15 protein-coding genes and 1 pseudogene are annotated in these 15,108 nt (G+C 72.6%); 5 read left to right on the plus strand and 11 right to left on the minus strand.

All coding sequences use genetic code 11. From position 1 onward, the window contains the following. Positions 1-10: 10 nt before the first annotated feature. Complete coding sequence (locus DFQ13_RS12240; RefSeq protein ID WP_110079871.1) at positions 11-649, minus strand: hypothetical protein; 639 nt, start codon at positions 647-649, stop codon at positions 11-13. A gap of 145 nt (positions 650-794) precedes the next feature. Next, the gene (locus DFQ13_RS12245; protein ID WP_035288285.1) at positions 795-1,595 is read right to left on the minus strand and encodes an SGNH/GDSL hydrolase family protein; all 801 of its coding nucleotides are present in this window, start codon (positions 1,593-1,595) and stop codon (positions 795-797) included. 170 nt (positions 1,596-1,765) lie between these two features. Between DFQ13_RS12245 and DFQ13_RS12250 the strand changes: the two genes are divergently transcribed. Together DFQ13_RS12250 and DFQ13_RS12255 are read left to right on the plus strand one after the other, a co-directional pair. Next, positions 1,766-4,138: an ATP-binding protein gene (locus DFQ13_RS12250; protein ID WP_110079872.1), complete on the plus strand. Its 2,373-nt coding sequence runs from the start codon at positions 1,766-1,768 to the stop codon at positions 4,136-4,138. A gap of 87 nt (positions 4,139-4,225) precedes the next feature. Then, positions 4,226-4,714: a GNAT family N-acetyltransferase gene (locus tag DFQ13_RS12255; protein WP_110079873.1), complete on the plus strand. Its 489-nt coding sequence runs from the start codon at positions 4,226-4,228 to the stop codon at positions 4,712-4,714. Between the two features lie 93 nt (positions 4,715-4,807). On the opposite strand, the gene DFQ13_RS12260 is transcribed toward DFQ13_RS12255, so the two are convergent. The 3 genes from DFQ13_RS12260 to DFQ13_RS12270 form a co-directional block, all read right to left on the minus strand. Then, entirely contained in the window at positions 4,808-5,350 is a 543-nt protein-coding gene (locus tag DFQ13_RS12260) for a hypothetical protein (protein ID WP_181399943.1), read from the minus strand. Positions 5,351-5,836: 486 nt separating this feature from the next. After that, positions 5,837-6,058 (minus strand): putative signal transducing protein, encoded by a 222-nt coding sequence (locus DFQ13_RS12265; RefSeq protein ID WP_035288308.1) that lies wholly within the window; start codon positions 6,056-6,058, stop codon positions 5,837-5,839. Positions 6,059-6,168: 110 nt separating this feature from the next. Further along, the gene (locus tag DFQ13_RS12270; protein WP_233438375.1) at positions 6,169-7,794 is read right to left on the minus strand and encodes an acyltransferase family protein; all 1,626 of its coding nucleotides are present in this window, start codon (positions 7,792-7,794) and stop codon (positions 6,169-6,171) included. A 377-nt stretch (positions 7,795-8,171) separates the two neighbouring features. Between DFQ13_RS12270 and DFQ13_RS35790 the strand changes: the two genes are divergently transcribed. After that, positions 8,172-9,119, plus strand: coding sequence for a cold-shock protein (locus tag DFQ13_RS35790; RefSeq protein ID WP_110079874.1), 948 nt, complete (start codon positions 8,172-8,174; stop codon positions 9,117-9,119). A gap of 5 nt (positions 9,120-9,124) precedes the next feature. Here the strand turns inward: DFQ13_RS35790 and DFQ13_RS34955 are convergent. The 4 genes and pseudogenes from DFQ13_RS34955 to DFQ13_RS12295 all read right to left on the minus strand — a co-directional run. Further along, positions 9,125-9,368, minus strand: a pseudogene (locus tag DFQ13_RS34955) (transposase); the annotation flags it as partial. 116 nt (positions 9,369-9,484) lie between these two features. Next, positions 9,485-10,207, minus strand: coding sequence for a VOC family protein (locus DFQ13_RS12285; RefSeq protein ID WP_110079875.1), 723 nt, complete (start codon positions 10,205-10,207; stop codon positions 9,485-9,487). 107 nt (positions 10,208-10,314) lie between these two features. Then, a complete protein-coding gene (locus DFQ13_RS12290) occupies positions 10,315-11,445 on the minus strand; it encodes a GTP-binding protein (protein ID WP_035288277.1) in 1,131 nt (376 codons plus the stop codon). 242 nt (positions 11,446-11,687) lie between these two features. Further along, positions 11,688-11,981, minus strand: a complete 294-nt coding sequence (locus tag DFQ13_RS12295; RefSeq protein ID WP_407643164.1) for a hypothetical protein — start codon at positions 11,979-11,981, stop codon at positions 11,688-11,690. Positions 11,982-12,121: 140 nt separating this feature from the next. Between DFQ13_RS12295 and DFQ13_RS12300 the strand changes: the two genes are divergently transcribed. Then, on the plus strand, positions 12,122-12,961 hold the full coding sequence (locus DFQ13_RS12300) for an alpha/beta fold hydrolase (protein ID WP_110079876.1): 840 nt from the start codon (positions 12,122-12,124) through the stop codon (positions 12,959-12,961). 209 nt (positions 12,962-13,170) lie between these two features. Here the strand turns inward: DFQ13_RS12300 and DFQ13_RS12305 are convergent, their stop codons facing one another. After that, positions 13,171-13,734 (minus strand): dihydrofolate reductase family protein, encoded by a 564-nt coding sequence (locus DFQ13_RS12305; protein ID WP_035288272.1) that lies wholly within the window; start codon positions 13,732-13,734, stop codon positions 13,171-13,173. Positions 13,735-13,787: 53 nt separating this feature from the next. Then, the gene (locus tag DFQ13_RS12310) at positions 13,788-14,615 is read right to left on the minus strand and encodes a class I SAM-dependent methyltransferase (protein ID WP_110079877.1); all 828 of its coding nucleotides are present in this window, start codon (positions 14,613-14,615) and stop codon (positions 13,788-13,790) included. Positions 14,616-14,686: 71 nt separating this feature from the next. Between DFQ13_RS12310 and DFQ13_RS12315 the strand changes: the two genes are divergently transcribed. Then, positions 14,687-15,106 carry a helix-turn-helix domain-containing protein gene (locus DFQ13_RS12315; RefSeq protein ID WP_035288268.1) on the plus strand — a complete coding sequence of 140 codons (420 nt, stop codon included), beginning with the start codon at positions 14,687-14,689 and terminating at the stop codon, positions 15,104-15,106. Positions 15,107-15,108: the final 2 nt, after the last annotated feature.

Consider the following 15,108-nt stretch of genomic DNA (forward strand, 5'->3'; position numbering starts at 1 on the left):
CGCGCGCCGCTCACCCGTCGTCCGCCGGGATGGTGGACATGCTCCACCAGTCGTCCTCGGATACCGGCCGGAAGGGGAACCGGGCTGCCAGTGGCGGCGAGGTCAGGTTCTCCGGATCGCCCGTCAGCACCGTGCTGACAATGCTCCCGCGAACCAGGCCCGCGAGGAATTCCACCGCCCCGCAGTCGAACTCCTCGACGACCGGGACGATTTCGTCGCACCGCCAGATGCCCCCGTTGGACACGGCGACGGTCCACTCGTCGGGGGACTGGCCGGGTTCGCGGACCCACAGCAGGACCTCGCGCGCCGCCCGCGCCCAGGGGATCATGCCCCCGGGCTCGGGGTGGATCGGGTGCGGAACGTCCTCGGGATGTTCCTCCTGCCACTCGCGCAGCTCGCGCATCTCGGTCCTGAATTGGTGGAGGTGATCCGGCTTCCCCGCAGCGGTGTAAGGCGGCATCACGATGGCTTTGCCCAGGTTCAGGTTGGCGGCGTTGAAGGTGCCGGGTGCGAAGGTGGCGAGCAGTTCTTTGTAGTCGGCGGGCAGTTCCACCCCCAGGCCCGCCTCGACCGCGTCCCAGGCCACCGGCCCGTAGGCCGACCCCCGCCACCCGGTGAGGTCCACCAGTTCCCGCACGAACTCGTCCACCGCGCCACTCCCGGTCCGCCTGCCTGCCGACGGCACCGGGAGTCGGCCGTGCCCGGCGGACACCACCGCGCCGGGCACGGCCGCACCGGAGCCGTGTCGGGGTCATGCCAGCCGACCGCGTTCCCGTTGTCAAGACCGGCGGGGCCTACCCGATCGCGTTGGTGAGGGCGGCGTGGTAGCCGTTCTTCTGGCCCGCCAGGGTGGGGTGGTAGGACTCGGCGACCGCCAGCGGGCGGATGCCGTGAATCCACGGGTTGGACGTGCACACGCCGTGCCCGGCGAACTCGTCGCGCACGTCCTCGTAGGTGAACCCGGCGCTGCGGGCGCGGTCGGCGATGATCTCGGCGAGGCTGTCGGCGGCCTTGTTGAGCGCGGTGCGCTTGGTCTGGCTGATCGCGCAGAACGCGGGCCCCGAGGCGAACAGGCGCGGGTAGCCCAGGACGACGACCTGGGCCCGGGGCGAGCGGGTCTTGATCTCGGCGTAGGTCGTGTCCAGCTTGCCGGGCAGCGCGGTGGTGGCGGTGGCCGTCGACTTGGCGATCCGGTCGGTGCACGCGGCGTCGGAGCCGAAGGTGCAGGTGGTGACCACCGAGGCGAAGCCGACGTCGTTGCCGCCGATCGAGATGGTGACCAGGCCGGTGTCGGCGGTCAGCGCCTGCACCTGCTTGCCGAGCACGTCCTCCACCTTCGCGCCCGCGCACGCGACGAACGACAGCGCCGTCCCCGGGTGCGCCTTGGCGTACAGCTCCGGGTAGGCGTTGGCGCTGCGCAGGCACGCCCCGCTGGACCCGTACGAGCCCGCGCCGTCGCCGGAGGAGTAGGAGTCGCCCAGTGCGACGTACTTCTGCGTCGCGGCGTTGGCGGGCGAGAGGCTGCCCGCGGCGACGACAGCGCCTGCCGCGACGGTGAGCGCCAGGGCCGCGGCGCTGCGGCGGATCTTGGTCATCTGCTGTTCTCCTCGGCGGTAGGCCACGCCCGTCCGGTGTGATCCGGTGCACAGGATAGGCACGGGTGTCGGCGGCCCGGCATCGGCAGAACTACGTAAAGCGCTCGGTCCCGGGTTGACGGTGACGTGGTCCACTGCGACTATGCCTAACGACTGTTAGGGAGTGTGCGATGGTTCCGGACAGCCCCACCCCGGCCACCGGTGCCCCGGACGGGGAGCTGCGCGGGACGGGTCGGACGCGGCTCGGCGTCGAGCTGACGAGGTGTGTCGGCAGGCGCCGGGAGGTGGCCGAGGCCCGGCGACTGCTGGGCTCCGGGCGGCTGGTGACGCTGGCGGGCCCCGGCGGGGTCGGCAAGACCCGGCTCGCGGCCCTCGTGGCCCAGGAGGCGGCGCCCGACCACCGCGACGGGGTCCTGCTCGTGGAGCTGGCGGAGTTGCGCGACGGCGCGTCGCAGGCCGACCTGGTGGCGCAACTGCTGGGGCTGCGCGCCCAGTCGGGGCGCTCGGCCACCGGGAGGGTGCTCGACCACCTGCGGGAGCGCGCGGTGCTGCTGGTGCTGGACAACTGCGAGCACCTGGTGGACGACTGCGCCACCTTCGTCCACCGGGTCCTGACCGCGTGCCCCCGGGTGGCGGTGCTGGCCACCAGCAGGCAATCCCTCGGTGTGCCGGGCGAACAGGTGCTGCGAGTGCCGCCGCTGTCGGTCCCGGGTCCCGGGGACACCCCGCCGCTGGAGCTGTTGGCCCGGTACGACGGCGTGCGGCTCTTCGTGGACCGGGCCACCGCCGTGCACCCGGGGTTCCGGATCACCGAGGGCAACCGCGCGGACGTGGCGCGGCTGTGCGGGCGGCTCGACGGCCTGCCGCTGGCGATCGAGCTGGCCGCGGCGCGCATCCAGGGCCTGTCGCCGCGGCAGATCTCGGAGCGGCTTGGCAACAGCCTGGCGCTGCTGACCAACGGCAGCCGCACCGCGCCGGAGCGGCAGCAGACCCTGCGGACGACCGTCGACTGGAGCCACGGGCTGTGCTCGGAGGTCGAGCGGCTGGTGTGGGCGCGGCTGTCGGTCTTCGCGGGCTCGTTCGACCTGGCGGCGGCCGAGCACGTGTGCGCGGGTTCCGGGGTGGACGCGGCCGCCGTGTGCGGTGTCGTCGACGCCCTGGTGGACAAGTCCGTGCTCCAGCGCGTGGAGGTCGACGACGGCGACGCCCGGTACCGGATGCTGCAAGCCCTGCGGGAGTACGGCCACGAGCGGCTGGAGCGCTCCGGCGCCCTCGGCGGGGTGCTGCGCGGGCACCGGGACTGGTTCGACCGGCTCACCCACCTGGCCGACGCGCGGTGGGCGGGCCCGGAGCAGTCGCGGTGGGCGCGGCGGCTGCGGTGGGAGCAGGCGAACCTGCGGGCCGCGCTGGGCTGGTCGGTCGCCGAACCCGGGCAGGCGGGGGTGGCGCTGCGCATGGCGGCCCGGGTCGACGAGCACTGGACGCTGCTGGGCCTCGACGCCGAAGCCCAGCGGTGGCTCGACCGCGCGCTGGCCGCCGCCCCCGCCGACCACCCCGATCGCCCGTTCGCGCTGGCCACCGCCGCGTTGCACGCCCTGTGGTGCTGCGACCTGGAAGCCGCGTCCGCGTCGCTGACCGAGGCGGAACGGCTCGCCGCCGCGATCGGCGACGACCTGCTCACCGCGCAGATCACCAGCGTCCGCGTCCTGGAGGTGATGCTGCGCCGCGACCCCCGGGCGGCGGACCTGGCCGAGGAGTGCGTGCCCGTGCTGCGCGCCCACGGCGACCTGCGCCGCGAACTGCGGACCCTGGCGCTGCACGGCATCATCGCCGCCTACAACGGCGACCTGGGCACCGGCCGGGAGAAGCTGCGCCGCGTGATCGCACTCGGCGAAGCGGGCGGCGGGAGCCACTACCGCGACATGGCCCTGTTCGGCCTCGCCCTCATCGAGGTGAAGTTCGGCGACGTGGGCGCCGCGGCCGCCGCGGCCCGCACCGCCCTCGCGTCCAGCACGCTGGACAGCCCGTTCGGCGACGCCTTCCACCTCGAAACCCTCGCCTGGGCCGCCTGCAAGCGCGATCAGCACGAGCGGGCCGCGACCCTGTTCGGCGCCGCGGCCACCGCCTGGGAACTCCTCGCGTCCCCCATCGCGCACCTCGTGGCCCGCCCGCACCGGGAGTTCACCGAGATCACCAGGCAAGCACTGGGCGACCGGCGGTTCGACAGCGCCCACAGCCGGGGACGGGCACTGCCGCCGGAACGGGCGCGGCGCCACGCACTCGACGACACCCCGGCTCCCGGCCCGGAGCGCAACCCCCTGTCCAAGCGGGAACGGGAGGTCGCCGGCCTGGTGGCCCGGGGACTGTCCAACCGCGACATCGCCGCCCGGCTCCTCATCTCACCGCGCACGGCCGAGACCCACGTCCAGCACATCCTCGTCAAGCTCGACTTCACCAAGCGCTCCCAGATCGCGGTGTGGGTCACCCTCCGACAGGACGAGACCGCGGGAACCACCGGGGGTGACGCTCCCCCCGCGGCGTGAGCCCCCGGTCACCGACACCCCGGCGCGGGCAATTCCGTTGCCGGGGTCCGCGGTCGCCGACATCCTGATCGGCAGGAGGTGGTACGGATGCCCGGTGTCCTGGTGGACCTGTCGGTGCGCGACCTGCGCCCGAGCGATCTGGAGTGGTGTTCGTGGTCCGGCACGGCGCTGCACCTGACCCGGGTCGCGCACGAGGTGGAGCGCGCTCGGACCGGCGCGGTGGATTACCTGGCGGTGTGCCCGCCGTCCGACCTGCCCGTGGCGATCGGCGGGGTCGACTACGAGGTGTGCCCGGGGGCGGGAACCCTGTGGCAACTGACCGTGCACCCGGCGCTGCGGTCCTGCGGGATCGGCAGCCTCCTGATTCGCGCGGCCGAACAGCGCATCATCGCCCGGGGCCTGGATCGCGCGGAGTTGAAGGTGGAGGAGAACAACCCCCGCGCCCGGGCGCTGTACGAGCGGCTCGGTTACACCGCCTACGGCCGCGAGCCCGACGCCTGGGATGAGGAAACCCCCGACGGCGTGATCCAGCGGTACGAGACGGTGTGCGCGGTGATGCGGAAACCGCTGCCGTGATCGGCCCGTTCATCGCGCCGGGCGGGATGCCACTGCCCACCGCACGCGGACACGCCCCGGCCCACGCGGTGGCGGGCCGGGGCGTGCGGCGGGTCAGGGCTTGAAGAGCAGGTACTCGTAGGTGAAGCCGGAGCCGCAGTTGGAACCCTGGCGGGTGGCGGTGTAGGACCAGCCGGTGGGCGGGTAGCAGGCCCAGACCCCGTTCACCGGGATGACGATCTTGTACTCGTAGGTCAGGCCCGAGCCGCAGTTGGTGCCCTGGCGGACGCCGTAGTAGGTGTGGCCGGACAGGACCGTGCACATCCAGGTGCCGGTGCTGGGGGTGGAGAGGTTGTACTCCCACGACAGGCTGGAGGTGTTGCAGTTGCTGCCCTGGCGGGCGCCGGTGTAGGACCAGCCGGACGGGACGGTGCAGGCCCAGAGGCCGTTCGAGGGTGCGGTGACGTTGTACTCGTAGGAGAAGCCACCGCAGTTGCTGCTCAGGCGCACGCCGGTGTGGGTGCTGCCCGCCGGGACCGAGCACGCCCACACCCCGCTGATCCCGGCGGGTGCCGCCGACGCCGTCGCGGGCGCCAGGCCCAGCGCCAGCAGCACGACACCGAACGCGAACCCGAGCAACCGCCTGCAACTCGACACGAGGAATCCTTCCGTCAGCGGAACGCTTGCCGGTCGAGCAAACCAGGCGCCGCACCGGTGATCATCCGCCACCGGGGTGGTACGGGCAGCCATTGGGGTGATCACACCGGAACCCCTGTGGCAGAACAGGTTGCGCCGATCTGGCCGCTGTCGGACACCCCGGCGGGTCACGTCGCGCCGGGGGACACCCCGCGCGTTCAGCGCCCGGTGAGCGGCGGTTGTCCGGAGGGTCAGCGGGGTGCGGCAGGCGAGCACGCACAGCCAGCGCCCACCCGCGGGTGCTGCCCCGGTCCGGTGGCCGTTGGGCAGGGGTGGCGGGTGCGCAGCAGCGCGGTGCCCCTGCCGGTGCGCCAAGGGCCGCGGGCCACCCGGCGGGTCTGGGCGCCCCGCCCTGCCGTCGGCGTCGCGCGGACCGGTCCTGTGCTCGCGTCCGCCCACGGCAGGCACCAGGTCGGGCGTGTGCCCGCCGCGGGGGTCGTGCCGGGCCTACGCGGGCGGCGCGTCGAGCGCCTCCGCGTCCACGAGCAGTCGGTGGGCCTCGTCGTAGCGGTCCGGTGCCACCAGCAGCCGCTGCTCCACCACGCCGATCGAACCCTCGAGCGACGCGTCGTGCGCGTGGGCGAGGTGGTGGTGGATGCCCGCCTCGGCCAGCACCGAGGCCGCGAACGACAGCAGCACGGGGTTGTTGGACCTGATGATCTCTCGCACGTCCACCTCACTGGTCACCGGTCGTGCCCGGGAGCGCCGGGCACGCGTCGACCCCAGGGTAGCCGGACCTCGGCCGGTGGCGGCGCCAGCCGGGTGGGCATCCGCCCTGATCAGGGCACGCGGCTCCCGGCGGGGACCTGGCCCGCGCCGGTCGGTTCGGGCGCGAACGCGGGCACCGGCGGCACCGTGACCGTCTCGGGCTCCGCGCCGCCGGTGGTGTCCGAACGGGCGCGCAACCAGCCGATGACCCGCCTGCCGCAGTCGATCATCGGCAGCTCGACCCACCGGTAGAGCACCTCGGCCATGGCCAGCGACACGAACAGGATCGCCACCGCCGTCCTGGTGCGCCCGTCCTGCAGCGTCGGCACCGAGGACAGCACCACGATGGCGGCGATGTGCTGCACCAGGTAGAGCGAGTACGACCGCTGCCCCAGCCACACCATCGGCCGCAGCGACAGCAACCACGCCGCCAGCCCGCGACCGGGGGCGATGGCGGCGATCAGCGCGACGACCGGCAGGGCGTAGATCGCGATCGCCGTGACCTCGCCCACCTGCCGGATGCCCCACGGCAGGGCCAGGTGCGCGCAGACGAACACCAGCGCCGCCGCCGTGGCGGCCACCGGGTGGGTCACCCAGCGCAGCGCGGCCCAACCGCGCGGGTCGTGCAGCACGATCGCCAGCACGCAGCCCGCCAGGATGACCTCGTAGTGCACCGTCAACCCGCCCATGGTCGACGTCATGCCCAGCGCCAGCGCGATCGCGGCCAGCGCCAAGCCGAGCCTGCGGCTGAAGCGCATGGCGGGCACGGCGAACACCAGCAGCGGCCACACCAGGTAGAACTTCTGCTCCACCCCCAACGTCCACGACTGCCCGTAGAGGTGCACCGGCCCCACCCAGTGCAACGGCCCCGGCGCGACCAGGTCGTTGTTGAACGTCAGGTAGAGCGGCAACTGGTCGGGCAGCAGCGCGAACGCCGGTTCCCGCCGCAACCACAGCAGCACCACGACGAACGCGAGCACGACGAAGTACACCGGCATGATCCGGAACGCCCGCCGCAGGTAGAACTCCCGCAGCGACACCCGACCCGTGCGCGATTCCTCGCGCAGCGCCAGCGTGGTGATCAGGAAACCGGTGAGCACGAAGAACAACTGCACCCCGGCCCAGCCGGACAGCCAACCCCAGGACGGCCCACCGAAGTGCACGAGGATGACCATCGCCGCCGCGACGGCCCGCAGCCCGTCCAGGGCGGGGAACCGTCGCAGTGCCAAGTACTCGGCATGGCTCATCATCCGCACGCGCGCACTCCTCATCCCCCTGTGACGAGAGGGCACCTTATACCACGGGCAGGCCCCGGTTTCGCCTGGCCCACGCGGTGAAGAACCCCCTGATCGCCAGACCACCCCGCCGGCTCGTGGCCACCCGACGAACGTTCTCCGCCGAACGACAACGCTCCGAACACCGGCCAGCCGCCACCCCGAGTCGGCCACCCGCACCAGAACCGCGCCGACGAGCAGCACCGCCGCCCCGACCAGTTGCGCCGGTCCGAGGCCCTGCCCGAGCAGCAGCCAGGCCAGCGCGGCGGCAACCAGCGGCTCCACCAGGGCCAGCACGCTCGCCAGGGCCGGGGACAGGTAACGCAGCGCACACAACCCGGCCAGGTAGGGCAGCACGGTGCCGACCACGGCCAGCACCACCAGCACCGACCACACCGGCACCCACAGACCCACAAGTCCCACCGGAGCGCCCCAGGACGGGCCGCACAGCCGGACGCTCACCGCGAGAACCGCTGCCCGCCCCCCGAACCCACCGGCACAGCCGCATCCACCCCGCAACCGCCAGCCCACCCACCCAGGCACGACATCGGCGCAGCCGCCAACCACCCCGGTCCGGGTGCCAACCGCCCGAACCCGCCAGCGCATCGCCATCCACCCACCCGGGCACCCCCACCAAAACCCCGGCCCTTGGACCTGGTCTCAAAACTCGGCGTGTCGCCAGGTGGACCAACGGCCTGCCGCTGGCTCCGCACCGCCCGCCTGTGGGCCCGGTCCGACGGACCGGAAGCCCGTCAGGGAGAATGGGGGCCAGTGCCCGCCCTCTCGACCTGGAGCATTTGATGCCGCAAGGGACCGTCCGTTGGTTCGACGCCGAACGGGGTTTCGGCTTCCTCGCGCCCGAGGACGGCTCGCCGGACGTGTTCGTGCACGCCTCCGAGATCGTCGAGGACGGCGGCGCGAAAATGCTCCGCGAGGGTCAGGCCGTCGTGTTCGAGGTCGGCGAGAACGACCGCGGGCCCCAGGCGCTGCGCGTTCGCGTCACCGCCGATGCGGCCACCGGCAGCGCCGTGGGCCTGCTCGGCACCGTCAACTGGTACGAGCCGGGCAAGGGGTACGGCTTCGCGTCGCCGGACGGCGGCGGCGCCGACATCTTCGTGCACAGCTCCGCCATCGTGACCGGCGGCGTGGTCACCGAGGGGCAGCGGGTGGCCTTCCTGATCGTCGAAGGCGAGCGCGGCCCGCAGGCCGGGCACGTGATCCCGCTGGGACCAGGGACAGGCTCACCCGCTGCGGCCGGTGTCGCGGACGGTGCCGACGGCACGGTGGCCTGGTACGACGAGGACAAGGGCTTCGGCTTCATCAACCCCGACTCCGGCGCCGGGGACATCTTCGTTCACGCCCGGGCCCTGGCCGAGGGGCTGACGTGGCTCGCGGAGGGCGACCGCGTCGCCTACGAGGTGGCCAGTGGGGACAAGGGCCCGCAGGCCCGCGACGTGCACCTGGTCCGGGGCGCCGAGCCCCAGGCGGCGCCGCAGCGGTCGGCACCTGCCGCGGCCGCAGGGCCTGCCGCGCGGGACGTGCCCGCACGAGGCGGCGAGGGCGTCGTCGCGCGCTACGACGGCGACCGCGGCTTCGGCTTCATCACCCCGGACGCAGGCGGCGACGATCTCTTCGCCCACGTGTCCGTGATCATGGGGTCGGAGCCGCTGCAGAAGGGTGACCGGGTCCGGTACGCGGTGCGTCACAGCGACCGGGGCCCGCAGGCCGACCGCGTCGAACGCCTCTGAAGAGGCAGCTTGTCCGGTCGGCATCGTGGCCTGCCCGCCCGGCCGTGGTGGCCGCGCACGGTCGGGTTCGTGTCCAGCAGCGGCTCGAACAGCATGCTGTCGTGGGTGTTTGCCGCCGACAACACGATGTGCGGCGGTAGCCCGTTCGCGTCGCACAGAACGTGGTACTTCGAGCCGGCTCCACCCCGGTCAGTGGGGCTGCGGCCGGTCAGCTCGCCCCCTTTTCGACCGCACCGACACCGCGTCGATGCAGCCGGTGTCGAGCACGGTAAGCGGAACCGCTCGCATCACCACACCAGAAATCCCGACCTCAACAACACGGCAAGCCGGCCCGGCCGGGCATGCCGCGAGCCAAAGCACGCGAGCTACCGAGAGGGAAGCACGCAGAACTCGTTGCCGTCAGGATCAGCCATGACCACCCACTCGACCCCACCCTGACCGATGTCCAACCGCCGCGCCCCAAGGGAGACCAGCCGGTCGACCTCCGCCTGCTGATCACCACCGGCACCCGGAACGAGGTCGAAGTGCAACCGGTTCTTCCTGGTCTTCGCCGCCACCGGCGGCCCGCCCCAGGTGAGCTTCGGACCGCCCAGGGGTGAGCGGATCGCGGTCTCCCGGTCCTGGTCCCAGACCAGCGGCCACCCCAGCGCCGCGCTCCAGAAGTAGCCGACCTCCTGCGACCCGTCGCAGGCGAGCGCCCCGACGAAACCGCATTCGGCGAGGAAGTCGTTGCCCGGTGCGATGACGCAGAACTCGTTGCCCTCGGGGTCCGCGAGCACGACGTGCCCCTCCTCGGGCCGCTGGCCGACGTCGATGTGCCGGGCGCCGAGGTCGAGCGCCTTGGCCACCGTCCCGCGCTGGTCGTCCGGCGAGGTGCTGGTCAGGTCGAAGTGCGCCTGGTTCTGCCCGGTCTTGCGCTCCTGGCTCGGCAGGAACCGGACCCGGAACCCGGTGTCGTCGCCCGGCAGGAGCGCGACGCCGTCCCGGGGGTCGTCGACGTGTTCCCAGCCCAGGACGCCCGCCCAGAAGCGGGCGAGGCCGCGGGGGTCGTTCGCGTCGAAGCAGAGCGCGTGGAGGTGGCAGGTCATCGGCTCCGCACCTCCGATCTGTAGGCGGACCGGGTGCTGTGCCCGTGGGGGCGCAACGCTAGGCGTTCGGAGATCCCCGCGCACGGCAATAAGCCGACCCGGTGCCGTCAGTGCCGGTGGTGCTCGTGGGCGTCGAGGTCCTCCCACGGTGGCAGCGGGTCGTCGTACTGCCGCCAGGCGGTGGGGCCCTCGGCGAGTTCGGCGTCGGTGAGCAGGGCCGGGTCGAGGCGACGGCGTGGTTCTGCCCGGTCGAGGTCGATGCCGATGAACACCAGTTCCTGGCGGGCGGTGTGGTCGTCGAGGAGTTCGCCGGGTTCGATGGTGAGGGTGGGTCCTGCCTGCGACCAGACCGCGAGGGTGTCGGGGCGGGTGGCGAGGTGGCAGAAGCCCTTGCTGCGCACCACTCCCTCCCAGTCGGCCAGGGCGGCGGCGAGGCGGGCGGGGTGGAAGGGGCGGTCGGCGCGGTAGGTGACCGAGCGGATGCCGTACTCCTCGGTCTCGGGGGTGTGCGAGCCCGCCAGCTCCTCGGCCCAGCCCGCTGAGGTCGCGGCGGTGACCGGGTCGTAGCGGCCGGTGTCGAGGACCTCGGCGAGGTCGATCGTGCCGCGGTGGGAGTGCAGGAGCCTGGCGTTCGGGTTGAGCTTGCGGAGCAGGCCCTCGGTGGTGGCGAGCTGTTCGGCGGTGACGAGGTCGGTCTTGTTGAGGACCAGGACGTCGGCGAACTCGACTTGGTCGACCAGCAGGTCGGAGATGCCGCGTTCGTCGCCGTCGGCGGCGGCGAGGTCGCGTTCGTCGAGCCGGTCGCCGCGCTGGACCTCGGCGAGGAAGCCCGCGGCGTCGACGACGGTGACCATGGTGTCCAGGCGGGCGTGGTCGGACAGGCTGGTGCCGTCGTCGAAGGTCCACTCGAAGGTCGCCGCGACCGGCATCGGCTCGGAGATCCCGGTGGACTCGATCAGGATGGTGTCGAAGCGGCCCTCGCGGGCCAGCGCCCCGACGCTGTCGAGCAGGTCTTCGCGCAGGGTGCAGCAGATGCAGCCGTTGGTCAGCTCGACCAGCCGCTCCCCGCCGCGGCCGGAGACGAGCGCGGCGTCGATGTTGACCTCGCTCATGTCGTTGACCACCACGGCCACCCGGCGGCCCTCCCGGTTGGCCAGGACGTGGTTGAGCAGGGTGGTCTTGCCCGCGCCGAGGAAGCCGGACAGGACGGTGACGGGAACGCGCGCATCTGCGGTCATGTGAACCTGGTGATCCTCGTGGCGGGCACGGGGCCGGGGACGCGGTACGTCAGCCCGGACCTCTACGGAAACGACAATCGTTTCCGTTAGAGTAGCCCATGCGCCCGACTCCGAGGAGCGGCCGTGCCTCGCCGGGGTGCTTGACCAGGTGTCGCGAGCACTGTGTTCGGGGCCGCGGAACAGGCGGTGGAAAGTTCCCCGGCACCGGGCCGAGCCCCCTCGCCGATGCCGGGGAAGAGGTCTCAGTGGTCGTCGTAGTGGTCGCCGTGTTCGGCGTGCCGGTGACCGTCGTGCAGGTAGTCGATGTGGTCGCCGTGGGGGACCGTCTGGTGGCCGCAGTCCGCGCTGTGGTGGTGGTCGTGGCCCTCGTGCACAGTGTGGCCCGCGGGTTCGCACTCGTCCCAATGACCGTCGTGCCTGCGGTGCAGGTGGCCGTCGTGGGCGTACTCGACGTGGTCGCCGTGGTTGACGGCCTGGTGGCCGCAGTCGTCGCCGTGCACGTGGTCGTGGCCGGTGTGCTCCAAGTGGGTGGTCATGATCTGCCTCCTGTTACCCGTGTGTAGCAAGGTTGTTGACGCAGAGTAGCAACGTATTCCAGATCATGCATGTTTGCGCGCCCTCTCGATCCGGTGAACCGGACCGGCCCGACCGCGCGCGCTGGTAATGTGAAGTCGTCATGGGGGATGACTCGGGGACGTTCGCAGCCCACCGCCGCACCGCGGGCGGCATCAGCTTCACCGACGTGGGGGAAGGCCCGGTCACGCTGTTCGTGCACGGGGTCTTCACCAACGGCAGGCTCTGGCGCAATTGCGTGCGGCTGCTGTCGGACCACCGCCGCTGCGTCACCGTCGACCTCCCCGGCCACGGTCACACACCACCGGTGGGGGAGCCGTCGGTGTGGGGCCTGGCCGACGCTGTCGGCGCGGTCATCCGGGAGCTGGACCTGCGCGGGGTCCACCTCGTCGGCAACGACACCGGGGGCGCCGTGGCCCAGGTCGTGCTCACCCGGGAACCGGAGCGGTTCGCGTCGTTCGCCCTCACCAACTGCGACACCGAGGGCAACTTCCCGCCACCGGCGTTCCGCCCGGCCGTCTGGGCGGCCAGGGCGGGCCTGCTGCGCGCGGGCGCCCCGCTGGCCAGGCTGCCCAAGCTCGCCAAGCAGCTCTACCGCACCGGCTACCAGAACGTCTCCGCCGTCCCCGACGACGTGATCACCGACTACCTGACCCCCATCCTGGGCAACCCGGGAGGCGCCCGCTTCATGGCGGCCCTGCTGTCGTCGATGACCCCCGGGCAACTCGCGCCGATCCGCCCCCTCCTCGGCGCGTGCGAGGTGCCCACCGCCATCGTGTGGGGCACCGGCGACATCTTCTTCCACCGCTCCTGGGCCGACTGGCTCGTCGACCTCATCCCCGGCGCCACCGGCGTCGTCGAGGTCCCCGGAGCCCGGCTGTTCTTCCCGGACGAACGCGCGCGGGAACTCGTCGACGCCCTGGAGGACCACTGGAAGCGCTGACCGACGAACCGCCGGAACGCAATCGTTGAGCAGGAAGGCGAACCCGGTGCTGGTGACCCCGCTCCGACCCGCCACCCGCGTGGAGCGCCCCCACCCGGCCCCAGAGGATCGGGAGCAACCCCCGGGCGGATGAGCGGCACTGCGCTCCGGAGTCGCAGCGCAGGCCGGATCACCATCGGCCGCGGTGCCCGCTCACCCGATCCCGTGGGTCAGTGCTTGCTCGCGTAGCGCAGGACCACCACGCCCCCGGCGAAGCGGCGTTCGTCGATCAGGTCGAGGTCGACGTGGACGCCTTCGGGGAAGAAGCGCTTGCCGCCGCCCACCAGCACCGGGCACACGATCTGGTGGTACTCGTCGACGAGGCCCGCGCGGATGGCCTGCGCGGCGAGGTCCGGTCCGTCGACGGTGAGGTCGTGGTCGGTTTCGGCCTTGAGGCGGCGGACGGCGTCGGGGTCGAACTCCCGGACGAGGCGGGTGCGGGCGCTGGACACGTCGGTCAGGGTGCGGGAGTGGACGACCTTGTCCGTCGCCTGCCACTGCCGTGCCCACTCCAGCACCACCGGTGGCTGGTCGGGCACGTCGTACGCCGTTTCCCAGTACAGCATCGTCTCGTACATCCGGCGCCCGTAGAGGAACGTGCCCACCGATGCGGCGAGTTCGTTGATGTGGCCGTGCAGTTCCTCGTCGTCGGGGGCGCCCCACGCGAACTCGCCGTTCGCGTCCTCGACGTACCCGTCCAGCGACGTGATCATCGAGTAGACCAGCTTGCCCATCGCGGCTCCCATCCGAAGGTCGTGGGCAGATCATCCACGACACCGGTCGCCGGTCAGCCCGCGGTGGCGGCGACCGACCAGCAGGCGGCGGTGAAGCGGACCTCCGCGCCGTGCACGAACGGGTCGAAGGCGCCGCGGATCGCCTCCACCACCCGGACCCGGGTCTGCTCGTCCTCCTTCTGCAGGGCCAGGCCGACGGGGCCGAGCAGGCTCAGGTAGCGGTCCAGCTCCGGTTCCGGGAAGGCGCAGACCACGTCGAGCGGCCGGACGTCGACGCCGGTCCACCCGCTCCCGTCGAGGACGCGGCGCACCCGGTCCGCGTCCCCGAAGGCGAACTGGCCGGGCCCGTCCGGGTTCCGGGCGGGCAGGTTCGGCAGGAGCGGCGCCGCGGCCCGCTCCGCCGTCGTCATGAACGGGTTGTCCGCCGCGCCGCGCCACACGACCGCGCGGAGCTGCCCGCCACCGCTCACCGCGCGGCGCAGGTTCTCGAAGGCCCGGACCGGGTCCTGGAAGAACATCACGCCGAACCGGGAGACCACCAGGTCGAAGGACGCGGGCTCGAACGGGTGCACCTGCGCGTCGGCCTGGACGAAGGTCGCCCCCGGCTCGGTCCGCGCCCGGGCCACGGCGATCACCGGTTCGGAGATGTCGACGCCGACGCACGGCTTCCCCAGGGCCCGGGCGATGGCCGCGGTCACCCCGCCCGTCCCGCAGCCCACGTCGAGCACGCGGCCGGGGGAGGCGTCCCGCGCGGCGTCGACCAGCAGGTCCTGCAGCGGCTGGAACATCGACTCCAGCAGTCCCTGCGCCCGCACCCAGGACTGCCCGGCCGACCCGCCCCACAGCGCGGCCTGCTCGCCGTTGGTCTCACGCACGTCCATCCCCACTCCTTGTCCTCGTCCACCCGACAGCCTTACCCTGTCACTTCAAGCTGACTTGAGGTCAAGGTGCGATGGCGGAACTGGACATCACGGCGGTGGCCCGCAGCTCCGGCCTGCCCGCCTCGACGCTGCGGTACTACGAGGAACGGGGGCTGATCGCCTCGACCGGCCGCAACGGCCTCAAGCGCGTCTTCGACGAGGGGGTCCTGGAACGCCTGGCCCTGATCGCGGTCGGCCGGGCCGCGGGCTTCACCCTCGACGACATCGCCCGCATGTTCGGCCCGGACGGCCGACCCGCCCCCGACCGGGCGGTGCTCACCGCCAAGGCCGACGAACTCGACGCGACCATCGCCGACCTCACCGCCGTGCGCGACGGCCTCCGCCACGCCGCGGCGTGCCCGGCCCCCAGCCACCTGGAGTGCCCCACCTTCCGCGGCATCCTCGCCGCCGCGGGCACCCTCCGGGCACCCGGGAAGCGGGTCCGGCGGTAGCC

The organism is Actinokineospora spheciospongiae (assembly GCF_003182415.1).
GTDB lineage: Bacteria > Actinomycetota > Actinomycetes > Mycobacteriales > Pseudonocardiaceae > Actinokineospora > Actinokineospora spheciospongiae.

What these genes read in the sequence shown, in the direction of transcription:
- DFQ13_RS12310 (WP_110079877.1), bottom strand. Translation starts at nt 14,615, where the DNA reads ATGGACGTGCGTGAGACCAACGGCGAGCAGGCCGCGCTGTGGGGCGGG.
- DFQ13_RS12245 (WP_035288285.1), bottom strand. Translation starts at nt 1,595, where the DNA reads ATGACCAAGATCCGCCGCAGCGCCGCGGCCCTGGCGCTCACCGTCGCG.
- DFQ13_RS12300 (WP_110079876.1), top strand. Translation starts at nt 12,122, where the DNA reads ATGGGGGATGACTCGGGGACGTTCGCAGCCCACCGCCGCACCGCGGGC.
- DFQ13_RS12250 (WP_110079872.1), top strand. Translation starts at nt 1,766, where the DNA reads ATGGTTCCGGACAGCCCCACCCCGGCCACCGGTGCCCCGGACGGGGAG.
- DFQ13_RS12290 (WP_035288277.1), bottom strand. Translation starts at nt 11,445, where the DNA reads ATGACCGCAGATGCGCGCGTTCCCGTCACCGTCCTGTCCGGCTTCCTC.
- DFQ13_RS35790 (WP_110079874.1), top strand. Translation starts at nt 8,172, where the DNA reads ATGCCGCAAGGGACCGTCCGTTGGTTCGACGCCGAACGGGGTTTCGGC.
- DFQ13_RS12305 (WP_035288272.1), bottom strand. Translation starts at nt 13,734, where the DNA reads ATGGGCAAGCTGGTCTACTCGATGATCACGTCGCTGGACGGGTACGTC.
- DFQ13_RS12285 (WP_110079875.1), bottom strand. Translation starts at nt 10,207, where the DNA reads ATGACCTGCCACCTCCACGCGCTCTGCTTCGACGCGAACGACCCCCGC.
- DFQ13_RS12255 (WP_110079873.1), top strand. Translation starts at nt 4,226, where the DNA reads ATGCCCGGTGTCCTGGTGGACCTGTCGGTGCGCGACCTGCGCCCGAGC.
- DFQ13_RS12295 (WP_407643164.1), bottom strand. Translation starts at nt 11,981, where the DNA reads ATGACCACCCACTTGGAGCACACCGGCCACGACCACGTGCACGGCGAC.
- DFQ13_RS12315 (WP_035288268.1), top strand. Translation starts at nt 14,687, where the DNA reads ATGGCGGAACTGGACATCACGGCGGTGGCCCGCAGCTCCGGCCTGCCC.